General features: G+C 71.7%; 11 protein-coding genes. 4 read left to right on the top strand and 7 right to left on the bottom strand.

Annotation, left to right across the window (positions count from 1 at the left end):
• Positions 1-141 precede the first annotated feature (141 nt).
• The 7 genes from murD to rsmH all read right to left on the bottom strand — a co-directional run bounded on the left by murD (position 142) and on the right by rsmH (position 9,355).
• Positions 142-1,569 carry a UDP-N-acetylmuramoyl-L-alanine--D-glutamate ligase gene (murD, locus tag ABZ070_RS27525; protein ID WP_356638024.1) on the bottom strand — a complete coding sequence of 476 codons (1,428 nt, stop codon included), beginning with the start codon at positions 1,567-1,569 and terminating at the stop codon, positions 142-144.
• A complete protein-coding gene (mraY, locus tag ABZ070_RS27520) occupies positions 1,551-2,621 on the bottom strand; it encodes a phospho-N-acetylmuramoyl-pentapeptide-transferase (protein WP_005318698.1) in 1,071 nt (356 codons plus the stop codon). The genes murD and mraY overlap by 19 nt, the downstream gene beginning before the upstream one ends.
• Positions 2,618-4,036 carry a UDP-N-acetylmuramoyl-tripeptide--D-alanyl-D-alanine ligase gene (gene murF / locus ABZ070_RS27515; RefSeq protein ID WP_356638023.1) on the bottom strand — a complete coding sequence of 473 codons (1,419 nt, stop codon included), beginning with the start codon at positions 4,034-4,036 and terminating at the stop codon, positions 2,618-2,620. Before murF ends, mraY begins: the two co-directional genes overlap by 4 nt.
• Positions 4,037-4,040: 4 nt before the next feature.
• The gene (locus tag ABZ070_RS27510) at positions 4,041-5,738 is read right to left on the bottom strand and encodes a UDP-N-acetylmuramoyl-L-alanyl-D-glutamate--2,6-diaminopimelate ligase (RefSeq protein WP_356638022.1); all 1,698 of its coding nucleotides are present in this window, start codon (positions 5,736-5,738) and stop codon (positions 4,041-4,043) included.
• A 15-nt stretch (positions 5,739-5,753) separates the two neighbouring features.
• Complete coding sequence (locus ABZ070_RS27505) at positions 5,754-7,721, bottom strand: penicillin-binding protein 2 (protein ID WP_356638021.1); 1,968 nt, start codon at positions 7,719-7,721, stop codon at positions 5,754-5,756.
• 4 nt (positions 7,722-7,725) lie between these two features.
• Positions 7,726-8,289, bottom strand: coding sequence for a septum formation initiator family protein (locus ABZ070_RS27500; protein WP_356638025.1), 564 nt, complete (start codon positions 8,287-8,289; stop codon positions 7,726-7,728).
• Positions 8,290-8,398: 109 nt separating this feature from the next.
• Positions 8,399-9,355, bottom strand: coding sequence for a 16S rRNA (cytosine(1402)-N(4))-methyltransferase RsmH (gene rsmH, locus ABZ070_RS27495; RefSeq protein WP_356638020.1), 957 nt, complete (start codon positions 9,353-9,355; stop codon positions 8,399-8,401).
• A 274-nt stretch (positions 9,356-9,629) separates the two neighbouring features.
• Here rsmH and ABZ070_RS27490 point away from each other — a divergent pair, with 274 nt between their 5' ends.
• From ABZ070_RS27490 to ABZ070_RS27475, 4 genes are all read left to right on the top strand, one after another.
• Complete coding sequence (locus ABZ070_RS27490; protein WP_356638019.1) at positions 9,630-10,178, top strand: carbonic anhydrase; 549 nt, start codon at positions 9,630-9,632, stop codon at positions 10,176-10,178.
• A gap of 199 nt (positions 10,179-10,377) precedes the next feature.
• Complete coding sequence (locus tag ABZ070_RS27485) at positions 10,378-11,424, top strand: MoxR family ATPase (protein ID WP_356638018.1); 1,047 nt, start codon at positions 10,378-10,380, stop codon at positions 11,422-11,424.
• Entirely contained in the window at positions 11,424-12,788 is a 1,365-nt protein-coding gene (locus ABZ070_RS27480) for a DUF58 domain-containing protein (protein ID WP_356638017.1), read from the top strand. Before ABZ070_RS27485 ends, ABZ070_RS27480 begins: the two co-directional genes overlap by 1 nt.
• The gene (locus ABZ070_RS27475; RefSeq protein ID WP_356638016.1) at positions 12,785-15,319 is read left to right on the top strand and encodes a DUF3488 and transglutaminase-like domain-containing protein; all 2,535 of its coding nucleotides are present in this window, start codon (positions 12,785-12,787) and stop codon (positions 15,317-15,319) included. The genes ABZ070_RS27480 and ABZ070_RS27475 overlap by 4 nt, the downstream gene beginning before the upstream one ends.
• Positions 15,320-15,415: the final 96 nt, after the last annotated feature.

The raw sequence follows: 15,415 nt of genomic DNA, 5'->3' as shown, positions 1-15,415 counted from the left end.
CGTCCGCCGCGCCCCCGGGGGTGCCTTGCGTGGGCGGCCCGGGCGGATCGGCGGACCGGGCGGGGCCCAGGGGCTGGTCGGTGGCCGGCATGGTCGCTGTCCCCTCCAGTCGTGCCCGGCGGCAGCCGGACCTGGCGGCTGTCAGGCGTGCTCGGCGGCGAGGGCGCGGACCGCTTCCGCGAACGCCTCGCCCCGCTTGTTGTAGTCGGTGAACATGTCCATCGAGGCGCAGGCCGGGGCCAGCAGCACCGTGTCTCCCGGCCGGGCGAGCGAGGCCGCCTCCCGTACCGCGGCGGACATCGCCCCAGTGTCGGTCCGGTCGAGGTCGACGACCGGGACCTCGGGCGCGTGTCGCGCGAGGGCTTCGCGGATCAGGGCGCGGTCGGCTCCGACGAGGACGACACCGCGAAGTCGCTTCGCCGACTTGGTGACCAGCTCGTCGAAGGTCGCTCCCTTGGCAAGTCCCCCCGCAATCCACACGATCGGGTCGTAGGCGGCCAGAGAAGCCTCCGCGGCATGGGTGTTGGTGGCCTTGGAGTCGTCGATGTACGCGACGCCCGCCACCTCCTCCACGTGCTCGATGCGGTGCGCGTCGGGCCGGAAGGCACGCAGGCCGTCGCGTACCGCGGCCGGCGCGACGCCGAAGGCGCGGGCCAGGGCGGCGGCGGCAAGGGCGTTGGCGATGTTGTGCGGCGCCGGCGGGTTGACGTCGGAGACCTCCGCCAGTTCCTGCGCCTGCTTCTGCCGGTTCTCGACGAACGCGCGGTCCACCAGGATCCCGTCCACGACGCCGAGTTGGGAGGGGGCCGGGGTACCCAGCGTGAAGCCGACCGCCCGGCAGCCCTCCTCCACGTCGGCCGCGCGGACCAGCTCCTCGGTCGCGGGATCGGCGACGTTGTAGACGCAGGCGACGGTGTTGCCCTCGTAGATGCGGCCCTTGTCGGCGGCGTACGCCTCCATGGAGCCGTGCCAGTCGAGGTGGTCGGGGGCGAGGTTGAGCACCACGGCGGAGTGGGCGCGCAGCGAGGGCGCCCAGTGCAGCTGGTAGCTGGAGAGTTCGACGGCGAGCACGTCGTAGGGCTCGTCACCGAGGACGACGTCGACGATGGGCGTACCGATGTTGCCGATGGCCGCCGTGCGCAGGCCCGCCGCCGTCAGGATCGAGGCGAGCATCCGCGTTGTCGTCGTCTTGCCGTTGGTGCCGGTGACCGCGAGCCAGGGCGCGGCGTCGGGGCCGCGCAGCCGCCAGGCGATCTCGACGTCGCCGACGACGTCGACGCCCGCCTTCGCCGCCGCCTCGAAGAGCGGGCTGGACGGCTTCCAGCCGGGCGAGGTGACGACCAGGTCGGTGCCCTCCGGCAGGGTCTCCGCGTCACCGAGGCGTACGGCGATGCCCTGTTCGGACAGTTCGGCCGCGCGCGTGCGGTGCGTCTCGCTGTCGCCGCCGTCGACCACGGTGACCCGGGCGCCGAGCCCGGCCAGGGCGCGGGCGGCGCTGATGCCGCTCACGCCGAGGCCGGCGACGGTGACGTTCGTACCCTGCCAGTCGCTCACTTGTCTGCTGCCCATCCCGCGTAGAAGAGGCCGAGACCCACGATCACGCACATGCCCTGGATGATCCAGAACCGGACCACGACAAGGACTTCGGACCATCCCTTGAGTTCGAAGTGGTGCTGCAGCGGCGCCATCCGGAAGACCCGCTTGCCCGTCATCTTGAACGAACCGACCTGGATCACCACGGACATGGTGATGAGGACGAACAGTCCGCCGAGCAGGGCGAGCAGGAACTCCGTACGCGAGCAGATCGCGAGGCCCGCGAGTGCGCCGCCGAGTGCGAGCGAGCCGGTGTCCCCCATGAAGATCTTGGCGGGTGAGGTGTTCCACCACAGGAAGCCGAAGCACGAGCCCATGAGGGCCGAGGCGACGACCGCGAGGTCGAGCGGATCGCGCACCTCGAAGCAGGCACTGGGATTGGTCAGGGTCACCGCGTTGGCGCAGGACTCCTGGAACTGCCACAGGCCGATGAAGGTGTACGCGCCGAAGACCATCACCGACGCGCCGGTGGCGAGGCCGTCCAGACCGTCCGTGAGGTTCACGCCGTTCGACATCGCGAGGATCATGAACAGCGCCCACACCACGAACAGCACCGGGCCGATCGACCAGCCGAAGTCCGTGATGAACGACAGCTTGGTGGAGGCCGGGGTGTTGCCGCGCTGGTCGGCGAACTGCAGGGACAGCACGGCGAAGGCGATGCCGACGATCAGCTGGCCGGCCATCTTCGCCTTGGCGCGCAGGCCGAGCGACCGCTGCTTGACGATCTTGATGTAGTCGTCGAGGAAGCCGACGAGCCCCATGCCCGCCATCAGGAAGAGCACCAGCACACCCGAGAAGGTCGGGTCCTCGCCGGTGATCACCTTGGCGAGCGCGTAGGCGATCAGCGTGGCCAGGATGAAGGAGATGCCGCCCATGGTGGGCGTGCCCTTCTTCCCGGCGTGGCCGCGCGGGCCGTCGTCACGGATGAACTGCCCGTATCCCTTGCGGGCCAGGAGCTTGATCAGCAGCGGGGTACCGATCAGGGTCAGGAACAGACCGATGGCTCCCGCGAAGAGGATCTGCCTCATCGGACGGCACCCTCACCCTCGAAACCCTCGAGCAGAGCCTGCGCGATCCGCTCCAGACCGACCGACCTGGAAGCCTTCACCAGCACGACGTCTCCCGGGCGCAACTCTCTGCGCAACAGGTCGACCGCCGCCTGCGCGTCGGACACGTGCACCGACTCCTCACCCCACGAACCCTCGTTGTATGCGCCCAGTTGCAACCAGGACGCTTCCCTGCCCCCGACCGCGACGAGCTTGCCGACATTGAGCCGGACGGCGAGCCGTCCGACCGCGTCGTGCTCGGCGAGCGCTTCGTCTCCGAGCTCGGCCATCTTGCCGAGCACCGCCCACGTACGTCCGCCCCTTGCCCGTGCGGGCTCGCCCATGGCGGCCAGTGCGCGCAGCGCGGCGCGCATGGACTCGGGGTTCGCGTTGTAGGCGTCGTTGACGACCGTCACGCCGTCCGAACGCTCGGTGACCTCCATGCGCCAGCGGGAGAGGGTGCCCGCCTCGGAGAGCGCGAGGGCGATCTCGTCGACGGACATGTCCAGCTCATGGGCGACGGCGGCCGCGGCGAGCGCGTTCGACACGTGGTGCTCACCGTACAGCCGCATGGTCACGTCACTGCACCCGGTGGGTGTGTGGAGCGTGAAGGTGGGCTGTCCTTGCTCGGTGAGCCGGACATTTTCCGCGCGTACGGCGGCGTCGGCGGCCTCGCCGAACAGCAGCACCCGCGCTTTCGTCCGGGATGTCATGGCGCGCACCAGCGGGTCGTCGGCGTTGAGCACGGCGACGCCGTCCTCGGGCAGCGACTCGACCATCTCGCCCTTGGCCTGGGCGATCTGCTCGCGGCCGCCGAACTCCCCGATGTGGGCGGTGCCGACGTTCAGCACGAGGCCGATCCGGGGCGGGGTCAGCTGGGTCAGGTACCGGATGTGGCCGATTCCGCGCGCTCCCATTTCGAGCACCAGGTGCTCGGTGTCCTCGGTGGCGCGCAGCGCGGTGAGGGGAAGGCCGATCTCGTTGTTGAGGGAGCCGGGCGTCCAGACGGTGGGCGCCTTGCGCTCGAGGACCTGCGCGATCAGGTCCTTGGTGCTGGTCTTCCCGGCCGAGCCGGTCAGCGCCACGACCTTGGTGCCGAGGCGCTCCACCACGGCCCGTGCGAGGCGGCCGAGGGCGGCCTGTACGTCGTCGACGACGATCGCCGGTACGCCGAGGGGGCGGACGGCCAGTACGGCCACCGCGCCGGCCGCCACCGCGCGCTCGGCGTAGTCGTGTCCGTCGACGTTCTCGCCCTGGAAGGCGGCGAAGAGACTGCCGGGCTCGACGGCCCGGGAGTCGATGACGACGGATCCGGTGACGGGTGCGGCCGGATCCGGTATGTCGTGCGACTGCCCGCCGACGATGTCTGCGATCTCGGCGAGGGAGAGGGCGATCACTTGGTCATCCCTGACTGTTCTCGATTTCGGTGGCCCGTTTCGACGACGCGTCCCGGCGCGCCTCGATGGCTTCGCGGAGGACCTGGCGGTCGTCGAACGGGCGCACCACTCCGGCGATGTCCTGACCTTGCTCATGGCCCTTGCCGGCGACGAGCACGGTGTCGCCCGGCTCGGCGCGGGCGACGGCGGCGGCGATGGCGGCGGCCCGGTCCTCGTGGACCATCACGTCGCCCCGCTCGTGGATGGGTACCTCGGCGGCGCCCGCCAGCATCGTGGCGAGGATCGCGAGGGGGTCCTCACCGCGCGGGTTGTCGGACGTGAGGACGGCGGTGTCGGCCAGCCGTGCGGCGGCGGCGCCCATCGGGCCGCGCTTGGTCTTGTCGCGGTCGCCACCGCAGCCGAGCACGATGTGCACCTTGCCCTCGGTGACCTTGCGCAGCGAGCGCAGGACCGATTCGACGGCGTCGGTCTTGTGCGCGTAGTCCACGACCGCGAGGTACGGCTGGCCCGCGTCGATCCGCTCCAGGCGGCCCGGCACGCCGGGCACGGCGGCGATCCCGTCCGCCGCGGTCTGGGGGTCGAGGCCGGCGACGGCGAGGGTGACGACGGCGGCGAGGGTGTTGGCGACGTTGAACGGGCCGGGCAGCGGCGCCTGGGCGCGGATCCGCTCGCCCTTGGGGCCGACCGCGGTGAAGGTGGAGCCGACCGCCGTGACTTCGGCGTCCTCGGCCCGCCAGTCGGCGTCCGGGTGGCCCTCCGCGGAGAAGGTGGTGACCGGGACGGTGGCCTCCTCGACGAGCCTGCGGCCGTACTCGTCGTCGAAGTTGACGACGGCCTGCCGGCTGCGCCGGGGTGTGAACAGCTGCGCCTTCGCCTGGAAGTAGTCCTCCATGTCGGAGTGGAATTCCATGTGCTCGGGGCTGAGGTTGTTGAAGACGGCGATGTCGAAGACGCAGCCGTCGACCCGGCCGAGCACGAGGGCGTGGCTGGAGACCTCCATGGCGACCGCGTCGGCGCCGCGTTCGCGCATGACCGCGAACAGCGCCTGCAGGTCGGTGGCTTCGGGGGTGGTGCGCTCCGACTTGATGCGCTCGTCCCCGATGCGCATCTCGACCGTGCCGATCAGGCCCGTGGAGCGGCCCGCAGCCCTGAGGCCGCCCTCGACGAGGTAGGCGGTCGTGGTCTTCCCGGAGGTGCCGGTGATGCCGATCTGGAGCAGGTCTTCGCCGGGGTGACCGTAGATCTCCGTGGCGAGTTCGCCCATCCGGCCGCGCGGGTTGTCGGTGACGAGCACCGGCAGGCCGGTGGCGGCGGCGCGTTCGGCGCCCGCTTCGTCGGTGAGGATCGCTGCGGCCCCGAGGTCGGCCGCCTGGGCGGCGAAGTCGGCGCCGTGGAAACGCGCGCCGGGCAGGGCGGCGTACACATCGCCGGGGCGTACGGCACGCGAGTCGTGGGTGATGCCCGTGATCTCCGCGCGGCCCGGGCTCTGCACACCCAGCCGTGCGGCCAGGTCTCCGAGCTGCGTCGGGCGGGGCCGTTCCGGACGAGGCGCCCCCGGGTGTTTGTGGGGGGCGTCCTGCTGGGTGGTTCGGGTCTGATCAGCTTGTGGCACGGCGGTGAGCGTACCGGGCGCACCGGGCCCGGGCGAAAATGAGGGGCCCTCACCGGGCCGGTTGCCGGAATCGGGCGTGATCGTTCTCACTGGAGGTACCTCCGGTCACTCGCCGGGTTCGAAGGTCACGGGCAGCCGGGCGGGCCCCTTGCCGGTCGGGGGGACCTGCAGGGTCTTCAGCGCGAATTCCATGACCTGCTGGTAGATGGGGCCGCAGATCTGTCCGCCGAAGTAGCTGCCCTTGGTGGGGTTCTGGATGGCGCAGTAGACGGTGATCTGCGGGTCGTCGGCCGGCGCGAAGCCGGCGAAGGAGGCGGTGTAGCCCTTGTAGACGCCGAGTTCGGGGTCGACGCGGTTGGCCGTTCCGGTCTTTCCGGCGACGCGGTAGCCGGGGATGCGGGCCTTGGTGCCCGTGCCCTCCTCGTCGTCGACGACCGATTCGAGCATGGTGGCCAGGGTCTTGGCGGTCTTCTCGCTGACGACCCGGGTCCTGTCCGGCTCGGCCGCCGGTGTGAAGCGGCCGTCGGGGCCCTTGGTGCCGCGTACCAGCGTCGGCTCGATGCGGACGCCGCCGTTGGCGATGGTCGAGTACACGGAGGCCGCCTGTACGGCGTTGACGGACAGGCCCTGCCCGAAGGGAATCGTGTACTGCTGCGAGGTGGACCAGTCCTGCGGCTTTGCGAGGATGCCCGGCGTCTCGCCGGGATAGCCGAGGCCGGTCGGCCGGCCGATGCCGAACTTGCGCAGATAGGAGTGGAGCACCTTGTTGGCCTCCGGCTGGTTCTCGCCGAGCTGCCCGGTGGCCAGGATGGTGCCGATATTGCTCGATTTGGCGAGTACGCCGTTGAGCGTGAGGTACCAGGTGGGGTGGTCGATGTCGTCCTTGAAGAGCCGGTCGCCCCGGTGCAGCCGGTTGGGGACGACGACATGGGTGGCGGCGGTCGCCTTCTTCTCCTCGAGCACGGCGGCCATTGACATCACCTTGGCGGTGGATCCCGGTTCGTACGCGTCCTGGAGGGCGGCGTTGCCCAGGGGGAACGTGCCGGCCCGGCCCAGGTCGTTGGGGTCGTAGCCGGGCGCGTTGGCCATCGCGAGCACTTCGCCGGTACGGGTGTTCTGGACGATCACATAGCCGCGGTCGGCCTTCGACTTCCGGACCTGGTCCTCGATGGCCTTCTGAGCGGCCCACTGGATGTCCCGGTCGATGGTCAGCTCGACGTCGGAGCCGGGGACCGCGCGGACCTCGCTGGAGGTGGCGGTGGGCACGCGCCGGCCGCCGGACTGGGCGTAGGTGATGGTGCCGTCCTTGCCGGCCAGCGTCTCGTCGAGCATCGACTCGATGCCGCCGCCGCCCCGGTTCGCGGCGTTGACGAAGCCCAGTATCCCGGCGGCGAGATCGCCGTTCGGGTACACGCGCCGGCTGCTGGGCTCCTGGAAGACGCCCGCGAGCACATTGGCACCGGGGCCGCCCCTGCGCTTGTCGGCCGCGGCCTTCTCCGCGTAGACGCCCTTGAGGTCCTTGATCTGGTTCCACACCTGCGGGGTCTGGCGGCGGGCCAGCACGGCGTAGCGGGAGCCGGGCTTCCTGAGCTTCTCCGCGAGCTCGGCCGGCTCCTTGCCGAGGATGGGGGCGAGCAGTGCCGCCGCCTGCTCCGGCGCGTTCGGGGACTTGCTGTCCTCGAGCGTGAACATCTTCGGGTCGGCGGTGATGTCGTGCGCGTCGACGCTGATGGCCAGCGCGACACCGGCCCGGTCGGTGATCTCGCCGCGCTCGGCGGACAGCTTGTGGCTCAGGTAGCGGTTCTTCTCCGCCTTGGCCGCGTACGCGCTCGCGTCGACGGCCTGCACCTGCAGCAGTCTGACGACGAACGCCAGCATGACCAGCGTCAGGCCGAGGCTCACCAGCCTCAGCCGGGGGCGGGGGTTGCTCAGCCGTACGCGCCGGGGCGCCGGACGCTGCCCCTGGCGGGGCGGACGGGAGCCGGAGCGCTGCCCGGGACGTGCGGAGGACTGGGCGGGGGGCCGCCGGGCGGGGCCTGGCACCCGGCGCCGCGGTGGTTCCTTGGAGGGCACTGCGTCACCTGCCGGGGGTCGTCGGGTTCGGCTGCGGGGACGTACGGAGGGGCTGGGCGGGCGCGGGCTGGACCGGTGCCTGCGTCGACTGCGTCTGTGCGGACCCGGCCCCGCCCTGCTGCTCGGGGGCGACACCGGGCGCCGGTGCGGCCGGGGGCGGGGTCGGCACGGACGTCGAGGGCGAGGCGGCCTGCGAAGGCTCCGCAGTTTCCGGGGCGGACGCGGTGGGCGAGGGCGGGCGCGGCAGGGGCTGCGCGGTGGCCCTCTTCGGCACGCCGAGGACCTTGCCGTCCGGGCCGAGGAAGGCGGGGCCGCCGCCGGGCACCATGCCGAGTTCGCGGGCCCGCCGTTCGAGGGCGTCAGGGGCGGAGCGACGGTCCACGTCCCGCTGCAGCGCCTGCTGCTCGTCGGTGAGTTCGGTGGTCTTCTTCTTCAGCTCACTCAGCTCGAACGAGCCCTGGTTCAGGGACGAGTTCAGCATCAGAAGCGTGATCAGTCCTCCGGAGAGCAGGATCACGACCAACAGGACGAAGGGGGTACGGGCGGCGGTGCTCGGCCCCGACGGCATGAGCCGCGTGAGCCGCGCGGCCCGTCCCTTCAACTGCTTGGCCGCTGCGCTCAAGGTGTCCTCCGGTTCGCATCTCCGCCGGCTGCGCGGCGCCGCTCGCCCGCCCAGGTCACGCCACGTCCTCCCGGATGCGCTGTGCCCCCCTCAGACGCGCCGGTGCCGCGCGGCGGTTCTCCGCGACCTCCTCCTCGGTGGGCAGCTCCGCCCCGCGGGTCAGCAGCTTCAGTCGCGGCTGGTACTCCTCGGGCACGACGGGCAGCCCGGGCGGCGCGGTGATCGCAGCGCCTGCCGCGAAGACCTGTTTGACCAGCCGGTCCTCGAGCGAGTGGTACGACAGGACGGCGATCCGTCCGCCGACGGCGAGCGAGGCGACCGCCGCGGGAATCGCCCGCTCGAGCACGGTCAGCTCTCCGTTCACCTCGATACGAAGGGCCTGGAACGTGCGCTTGGCCGGGTTGCCGCCGGTGCGCTTGGCCGCCTGCGGCAGGGCGTCGCGGATGAGTTCGACGAGCCGCGCGCTGTTGGTGAAGGGTTCCTTGTCCCGTTCCCGCACGATGGCGGAGACGATCCGCTTGGCCTGTTTCTCCTCGCCGTAGGCGCGCAGGATCCGCACCAGTTCGCCCGCCGGGTACGTGTTGAGCACCTCGGCGGCACTGAGGCCCGTCGTCTGGTCCATGCGCATGTCGAGCGGGGCGTCCTGCGCGTAGGCGAAGCCGCGGTCGGCCTCGTCGAGCTGCATGGAGGAGACGCCGAGGTCGAAGAGGATGCCCTGGACGCGGGGGATGCCGAGACGGGAGAGGACGTCGGGGAGCTCGTCGTAGACGGCGTGCACCAGCGTGGCGCGTTCGCCGAAGGGCGCGAGCCGCTCGCCGGAGAGCCGCAGGGCCTCCTTGTCCCGGTCGAGCGCGACCAGGCGCGCCTCGGGGAACCGCTTGAGCAGGGCCTCGCTGTGTCCGCCGAGGCCGAGAGTGCAGTCGACGACGACCGCGCCGGGCTCCTCCAGCGCGGGGGCCAACATGTCCAGGCACCGCTGGAGCATCACCGGGACGTGTCGGGTCTGGCTCATGCGCCCTCTCAGATCCGGCGCGAGCGAGTCATGGCCGGGCCGTGCGTACGCCGCGCACGCGGGGAATTGTGCGGAAAGCCACCGCCTACGCGGGTGGTGTCCGTGAACTTCGCGTCACTTTAGTCCACTGGTCCGGCCGGTCAATCAACCGGCCAGCGCGTCGCACGGGCCACGGTGTCATTCCTGTGGGTTACATCACTGCAAGGGTCGTTGACGTTCTTTTGTCCGCCCTCACACCCGCACCGGCCCGGTCGGTGCCCGCTACCTTCGATGCATGTCGATTTCCTCGAACGCACCCGCCGCCGCCGACGCCGCACGCACCGGCGGCACGGTCACCGACCGCCTCGTCGAGGCGAACCAGCGCTACGCCACGGAGTTCCAGGACCCCGGGATGGATGCGCGCCCGGTGCTCAAAGTCGCCGTGGTCGCCTGCATGGACGCCCGCCTCGACCTGCACGCCGCGCTCGGACTGGAACTGGGCGACTGCCACACCATCCGCAACGCCGGCGGCGTCGTCACCGACGACGTGATCCGTTCGCTCACGATCAGCCAGCGGGCGCTCGGCACCCGCAGCGTGATACTCGTGCACCACACCGGCTGCGGTCTGGAAACCCTCACCGAGGACTTCCGCATCGAGCTGGAGGAAGAGGTCGGGCAGCGGCCGGCGTGGGCGGTCGAGTCGTTCCGGGATGTCGACCAGGACGTACGGCAGTCGATGCGGCGCGTGCGCACCTCGCCGTTCCTGCTGCACGCCGACGACGTCCGCGGCTTCGTCTTCGACGTCACCACGGGCTTGCTGCGGGAGATCGACCCCGCCGTGTAAGCGGCCCGACACCCGGAATAACCGCCCAACCCCGACATATCCCACCCACTTATCCACAGGCGAGTGACACAACGCGGGAACGCCAACAAGAATGCGGGTGTGACTCCACTTCCGGACTCCCCGGGAGCGGTGTCCGTGTTTCGGGGTGGGCCGTGCCGTCTTGTGTGCACCGGCCCTAGAACGGGCCGAGGAGGGCCGGGTGACGACCTATGACGATCGAGCGAGCCTCACAGATCTGACCACCACCGCGGATCGGATCCGCAGGTCGGTCGAGGGTGTGATCGAGGGCAAGCCAGAGGTCGTACGGCTTTCGCTGACCGTGTTGCTCGCGGAGGGACATCTGCTCATCGAGGATGTCCCCGGCGTGGGCAAGACGATGCTGGCCAAGACGCTGGCGCGATCCATCGACTGCTCGGTGCGGCGGATCCAGTTCACACCGGACCTGCTGCCCTCCGACATCACCGGAGTGTCGATCTTCGATCAGCAGCAGCGCGAGTTCGAGTTCAAGCCCGGTGCGATCTTCGCCCAGATCGTGATCGGCGACGAGATCAACCGCGCGTCGCCCAAGACGCAGTCCGCGCTGCTGGAGTCGATGGAGGAGCGCCAGGTCACCATCGACGGGCACAGCTACGAGCTGCCCAACCCCTTCATGGTGGTGGCCACCCAGAACCCGGTGGAGATGGAGGGCACCTACCCGCTCCCCGAGGCGCAGCGCGACCGCTTCATGGCGCGCGTCTCCATCGGCTACCCCAGCGCGGCCGCCGAGCTGCAGATGCTGGACGTCCACGGCGGCGTCTCCCCGCTGGACGACCTGCAGCCCGTGGCGCACGCCCACGACATCGTGAAGCTGATCGAGGCGGTGCGCGCGGTGCACGTCGCCGAGTCCGTCCGGCGTTACGCGGTGGATCTGGTCGCCGCGACCCGCAGCCACCCGGATCTCAGACTCGGCGCCTCTCCGCGAGCGACGCTGCATCTGCTGCGCGCCGCGAAGGCCTCCGCGGCCCTCAGCGGACGCGACTACGCCCTCCCCGACGACGTGCAGGCGCTCGCCGTGCAGGTCCTCGCGCACCGGCTGCTGCCCACGGCGCAGGCCCAGCTCAACCGCCGCACGGCCGAGCAGGTCGTCCTGGACATCGTCCAGCGCACGGCCGTGCCCACCACCGGCAGCTCGGACGGCGCGTACGTCCCCGGCCGGCCGGCCCAGTCGCCGCTCTACGGCCAGCAGCCCGGCGCCCGGCGGCTGTGATGACCCCCGGGGGGCCTGCTGCCTCTGCGGGCCCGGACAGCAAGGAAGCCGGCGGCATGCGGGCGGCGCTCGGCGGGCTCACCACCCGTGGTCGCTCGTTCCTCGCCGCCGGCGTGGCAGCCGCCGTGTGCGCGTACGTCCTGGGCCAGAGCGACCTGCTCCGGGTCGGACTGCTGCTCGCCGTGCTGCCGCTGATCTGTGTGACCGTGCTCTACCGCACCCGCTACCGCGTCGCGGCCAGCCGCCGGCTGTCACCCGGCCGGGTTCCCGCCGGTTCCGAGGCGCGGGTGCATCTGCGCATGGACAACGTCTCGCGGATGCCGACCGGGCTGCTGATGCTCCAGGACCATGTGCCCTATGTGCTGGGCCCGCGGCCCCGCTTCGTCCTCGACCGGGTCGAGGCGGGCGGCAGGCGCGAGGTGTCCTACCGGGTGCGGTCCGACCTGCGGGGCCGCTATCCGCTCGGACCGCTCCAGCTGCGGCTGAACGACCCGTTCGGCATGTGCGAGCTCACCCGCTCGTTCAGCGCCTTCGACACCCTCACGGTCATTCCCCGCACCGAGTCGCTGCCCGCCGTCCGGCTGGCGGGCGAGGCGTCCGGCTACGGCGACGGCCGCCAGCGCTCGCTCGCGCTGGCCGGCGACGACGACATCATCCCGCGTGCCTACCGCTACGGTGACGACCTGCGCCGGGTGCACTGGCGTTCCACGGCGCGCTACGGCGAGCTGATGGTCCGGCGCGAGGAGCAGCCGCAGCGGGCCAGGTGCACCGTGCTGCTGGACACGCGCCGACTGGCCTATCAGGGCGCGGGGCCCGACTCGGCCTTCGAGTGGGCGGTGTCCGGCGCGGCCTCCGCCCTGACCCATCTGCTGGAACGCGGCTTCGCCGTCCGGCTGTTGACGGACACGGGAAGCTCCGTCCCCGGTGCGGGCGCCGAGGGGTTCGCCTCCTCGCAGGAGTCCGTGGAGTCCGCCGGTCTGATGATGGACACGCTCGCCGTCGTCGACCACTCCGACGGCGCCGGCCTGTCGCGGGCCCACGACGTGCTGCGCGGCGGCGGCGAAGGGCTGCTGGTCGCCTTCTTCGGCGATCTGGACGAGGAACAGGCCGCGCTGGCGGCCAGGATGCGGCAGCGCAGCGGTTCCGCCGTCGCTTTCGTGATGGACAGTGGCACCTGGCTGACCGGTGGTGCCGTGGCAGGGGCCCTCGACGACCGGCTGCGGCAGCTGCGCGAGGCGGGCTGGACGGCACTGGCGGTGACGCCGGGGACGCGGCTCGCGGACCTGTGGCAGCAGGCGGCCCGGGAGCGCACCGGCGAGTCGTCGGCCGCCGGTACGAACGGTTCCTGGGGAGGTTGGTCATGAGCGGTCGCGGACGGCTCGCGGTGTGCGCCTTCGTCGCCACGCTGATGGCGGCGGCGGCGCTGCTGCCCCTGGTCGATCCGCCCAACTGGCTGATCCAGGCGGCGTTCCTGCTGGCGATCCAGACCGGGGCGGGCGCGCTCGCGCGGCGGGTGCCGCTGGCGCGGCCCCTGACCGTGGCGGCGCAGGTGCTGGTGACGCTGCTCGTGCTCACCGTCGTCTTCACGCGCGAACAGGCGGTTCTCGGCCTGCTGCCGGGGCCCGACGCGTTCGCCCGGTTCGGCGAGTTGCTGCAGGCGGGGACCGCCGATGTCGGCAAGTACGCCATCCCTGCTCCCGCGACCGACGGCATCAGACTGCTGGTGATCGGCGGCGTGCTGGTCATCGGTCTGGTCGTGGACGCACTGGCCGTGACGTTCCGCAGTGCCGCACCGGCCGGTCTTCCGCTCCTGGCGCTGTACTCGGTGGCCGCCGGGCTCTCGGGCGGCGGGGCCGGCTGGCTGTGGTTCCTGCTTGCCGCCTCCGGCTATCTGCTGCTGCTGCTCGCCGAAGGCCGTGACCGGCTGTCCCAGTGGGGGCGCGTCTTCGGCGGCGCCGGCAGTGCCCCCCGACGTTCGACCGGCGGACTGGACACGACGGACGGGCGCCCGCAGGCCCCGATCCGGGCGGGCCGAAGGATCGGTGTGGTGGCGCTGGGCGTCGCGCTCGCGGTCCCGGCGGCCCTGCCTGCCCTCGACGGCGGCCTGCTCGGCGGCGTGGGCAACGGCCCTGGCGGCGGGGTCGGAGAAGGCGGTGGCGGCACCATCTCGGCCGTCAACCCCCTGGTCTCGCTCCAGGACAATCTGAACCAGCCGCAGAACCGCGAGGTGCTGCGCTACCGCACCAACGCGCCGGACAACCGGGACATGTATCTGCGGATCCTGGCCCTCGACCGGTTCGACGGCACATCGTGGCGCTCCTCGGAGCGCAAGGTCACCAATGTGCCCGAGCGCCTGCCGGAGCCGGTCGGCCTGAGCCCGTCGGTGCAGGTCACCGAGGTGAAGACGAACCTGTCGGCGGCCGGTGACTACAAGCAGAACTGGCTGCCGATGCCGTACCCGGCGACGACGGTGGCCATCGACGGCCGCTGGCGCTACGAGCCCGCCGGACGGACCCTGGTCGGCGACCGCAGGCAGACCACGGCCGGCGTGCAGTACTCGGTCAGCAGCCTCGTCGTGCAGCCGAGCCGGGAACAGCTTGCGGACGCTCCCGCACCGCCCGCCGCGCTGCTGCAGGAGTACACGCGCGTGCCCGACGTGCTGCCGGACGACGTCAGGGAAACCGCCGTCACGGTCACCAAGGGCGCGACGAACGACTACGAGCGAGCAAGGAAGCTCGAGGAGTGGTTCGCGGACAACGGCGGCTTCCGGTACGACACGGACGTCCGCTCGGGTACGGGCGCGGCGGCGGTCAGCCGCTTCTTGAAGGACAAGAAGGGCTTCTGCGTCCACTTCTCGTTCTCGATGGCGGCCATGGCCCGCACGCTGAACATCCCGGCGCGAGTGGCGGTGGGTTTCCAGCCCGGCACCACGCAGTCGGACGGCACGGTGTCGGTCGGTCTGCGTGATGCCCACGCCTGGCCCGAGCTGTACTTCGAGGGTGTGGGGTGGACCCGCTTCGAGCCGACACCGAGCCGCGGCAGCCGGCCCGAGTACAGCCAGGAGCAGACGCCTTCCGGCGGGCCCTCGGACCCGGCGCAGCCGGAGGAGGGCAGCTCCGCCGCGCCGGCACAGAGCGACCGGCCCCAGGACGCCTGTCCCCGCCAGGAGCGGCAGCTCGGCGAGTGCGGCGCTGCCGCACCGCGTGACGTCCAGCCGCCGTCGGCCGGCGAGTCGTCCGTGGGCACGGTCCTTCTGGTCGTGTTCGGCGTGGCTGCCGGGCTGTTGCTGCTGGCGGTGCCGCTGCTGTGGCGGATCGCGACGCGTGCCCGCAGGCTGACCGCGTCCGCGGGCAGGCCGGGACGGCGCGACGCCGGCGCGACGGGTGCGCGCCCCGACGGCTCCGGCTTGTCCGGTGTGTCGTTGGACTCGAGCGCCGGGGCGGTCGCCGGCCGCACGGCGGGGGACGATCGCGGCCGGACGCTGGCGGCGTGGCAGGAGGTCACCGACTCCGCATGGGACGTGGGCATCCTGCCCGACGAATCGCTGACGCCGCGCAAGGCGGCGGCCCGCATCGTCACTCTGGGCAAGCTCGAGGACGAGCCCGCGGCAGCCGTGCACCGGTTGGCCCGCTCGGTGGAACAGGTCCTCTATGCGCCCGTCCCGCGATCCGGCACGGGCCTCGCCAGGGACGCGCGGCAGATCCACGCCGGCCTGCTGGACGCGGTGGGTTTCTGGCCCCGGATGCGGGCGCTGCTGCTGCCCCGCTCGTCGGTCCGGGTCGTGTGGGCTCTGAGCGAACGCTGGTCGGCCTTCACGGACCGGTGGGCCCTACGGCGCCTGCCGCTCGAACGGTGGGCGCAGGCTGTTCGCCGACCGAGCCGGACGCGGGGCTGAGTCGGCAGCGGGCTGAAGCGGCAGCGGGCTGAGCCGCTCGGGCGGCCCGCTTGCGGGTCCTCCGAGGCCGGAGAGGGGCCCAACATCGGTTACCGA

Origin of the sequence: Streptomyces sp. NPDC006283 (genome assembly GCF_040613325.1) — a bacterium.
Taxonomy (GTDB): domain Bacteria; phylum Actinomycetota; class Actinomycetes; order Streptomycetales; family Streptomycetaceae; genus Streptomyces.
The sequence above is the reverse complement of the archived record's forward strand: the minus strand, read 5'-3'. Positions and strand labels throughout refer to the sequence as shown.

Bases quoted from the DNA above. Each gene is read 5' to 3' on its own strand.
- murD (WP_356638024.1), bottom strand. From the start codon at position 1,569: ATGGGCAGCAGACAAGTGAGCGACTGGCAGGGTACGAACGTCACCGTC.
- mraY (WP_005318698.1), bottom strand. From the start codon at position 2,621: ATGAGGCAGATCCTCTTCGCGGGAGCCATCGGTCTGTTCCTGACCCTG.
- ABZ070_RS27500 (WP_356638025.1), bottom strand. From the start codon at position 8,289: ATGCCGTCGGGGCCGAGCACCGCCGCCCGTACCCCCTTCGTCCTGTTG.
- rsmH (WP_356638020.1), bottom strand. From the start codon at position 9,355: ATGAGCCAGACCCGACACGTCCCGGTGATGCTCCAGCGGTGCCTGGAC.
- ABZ070_RS27490 (WP_356638019.1), top strand. From the start codon at position 9,630: ATGTCGATTTCCTCGAACGCACCCGCCGCCGCCGACGCCGCACGCACC.
- ABZ070_RS27480 (WP_356638017.1), top strand. From the start codon at position 11,424: ATGACCCCCGGGGGGCCTGCTGCCTCTGCGGGCCCGGACAGCAAGGAA.
- ABZ070_RS27475 (WP_356638016.1), top strand. From the start codon at position 12,785: ATGAGCGGTCGCGGACGGCTCGCGGTGTGCGCCTTCGTCGCCACGCTG.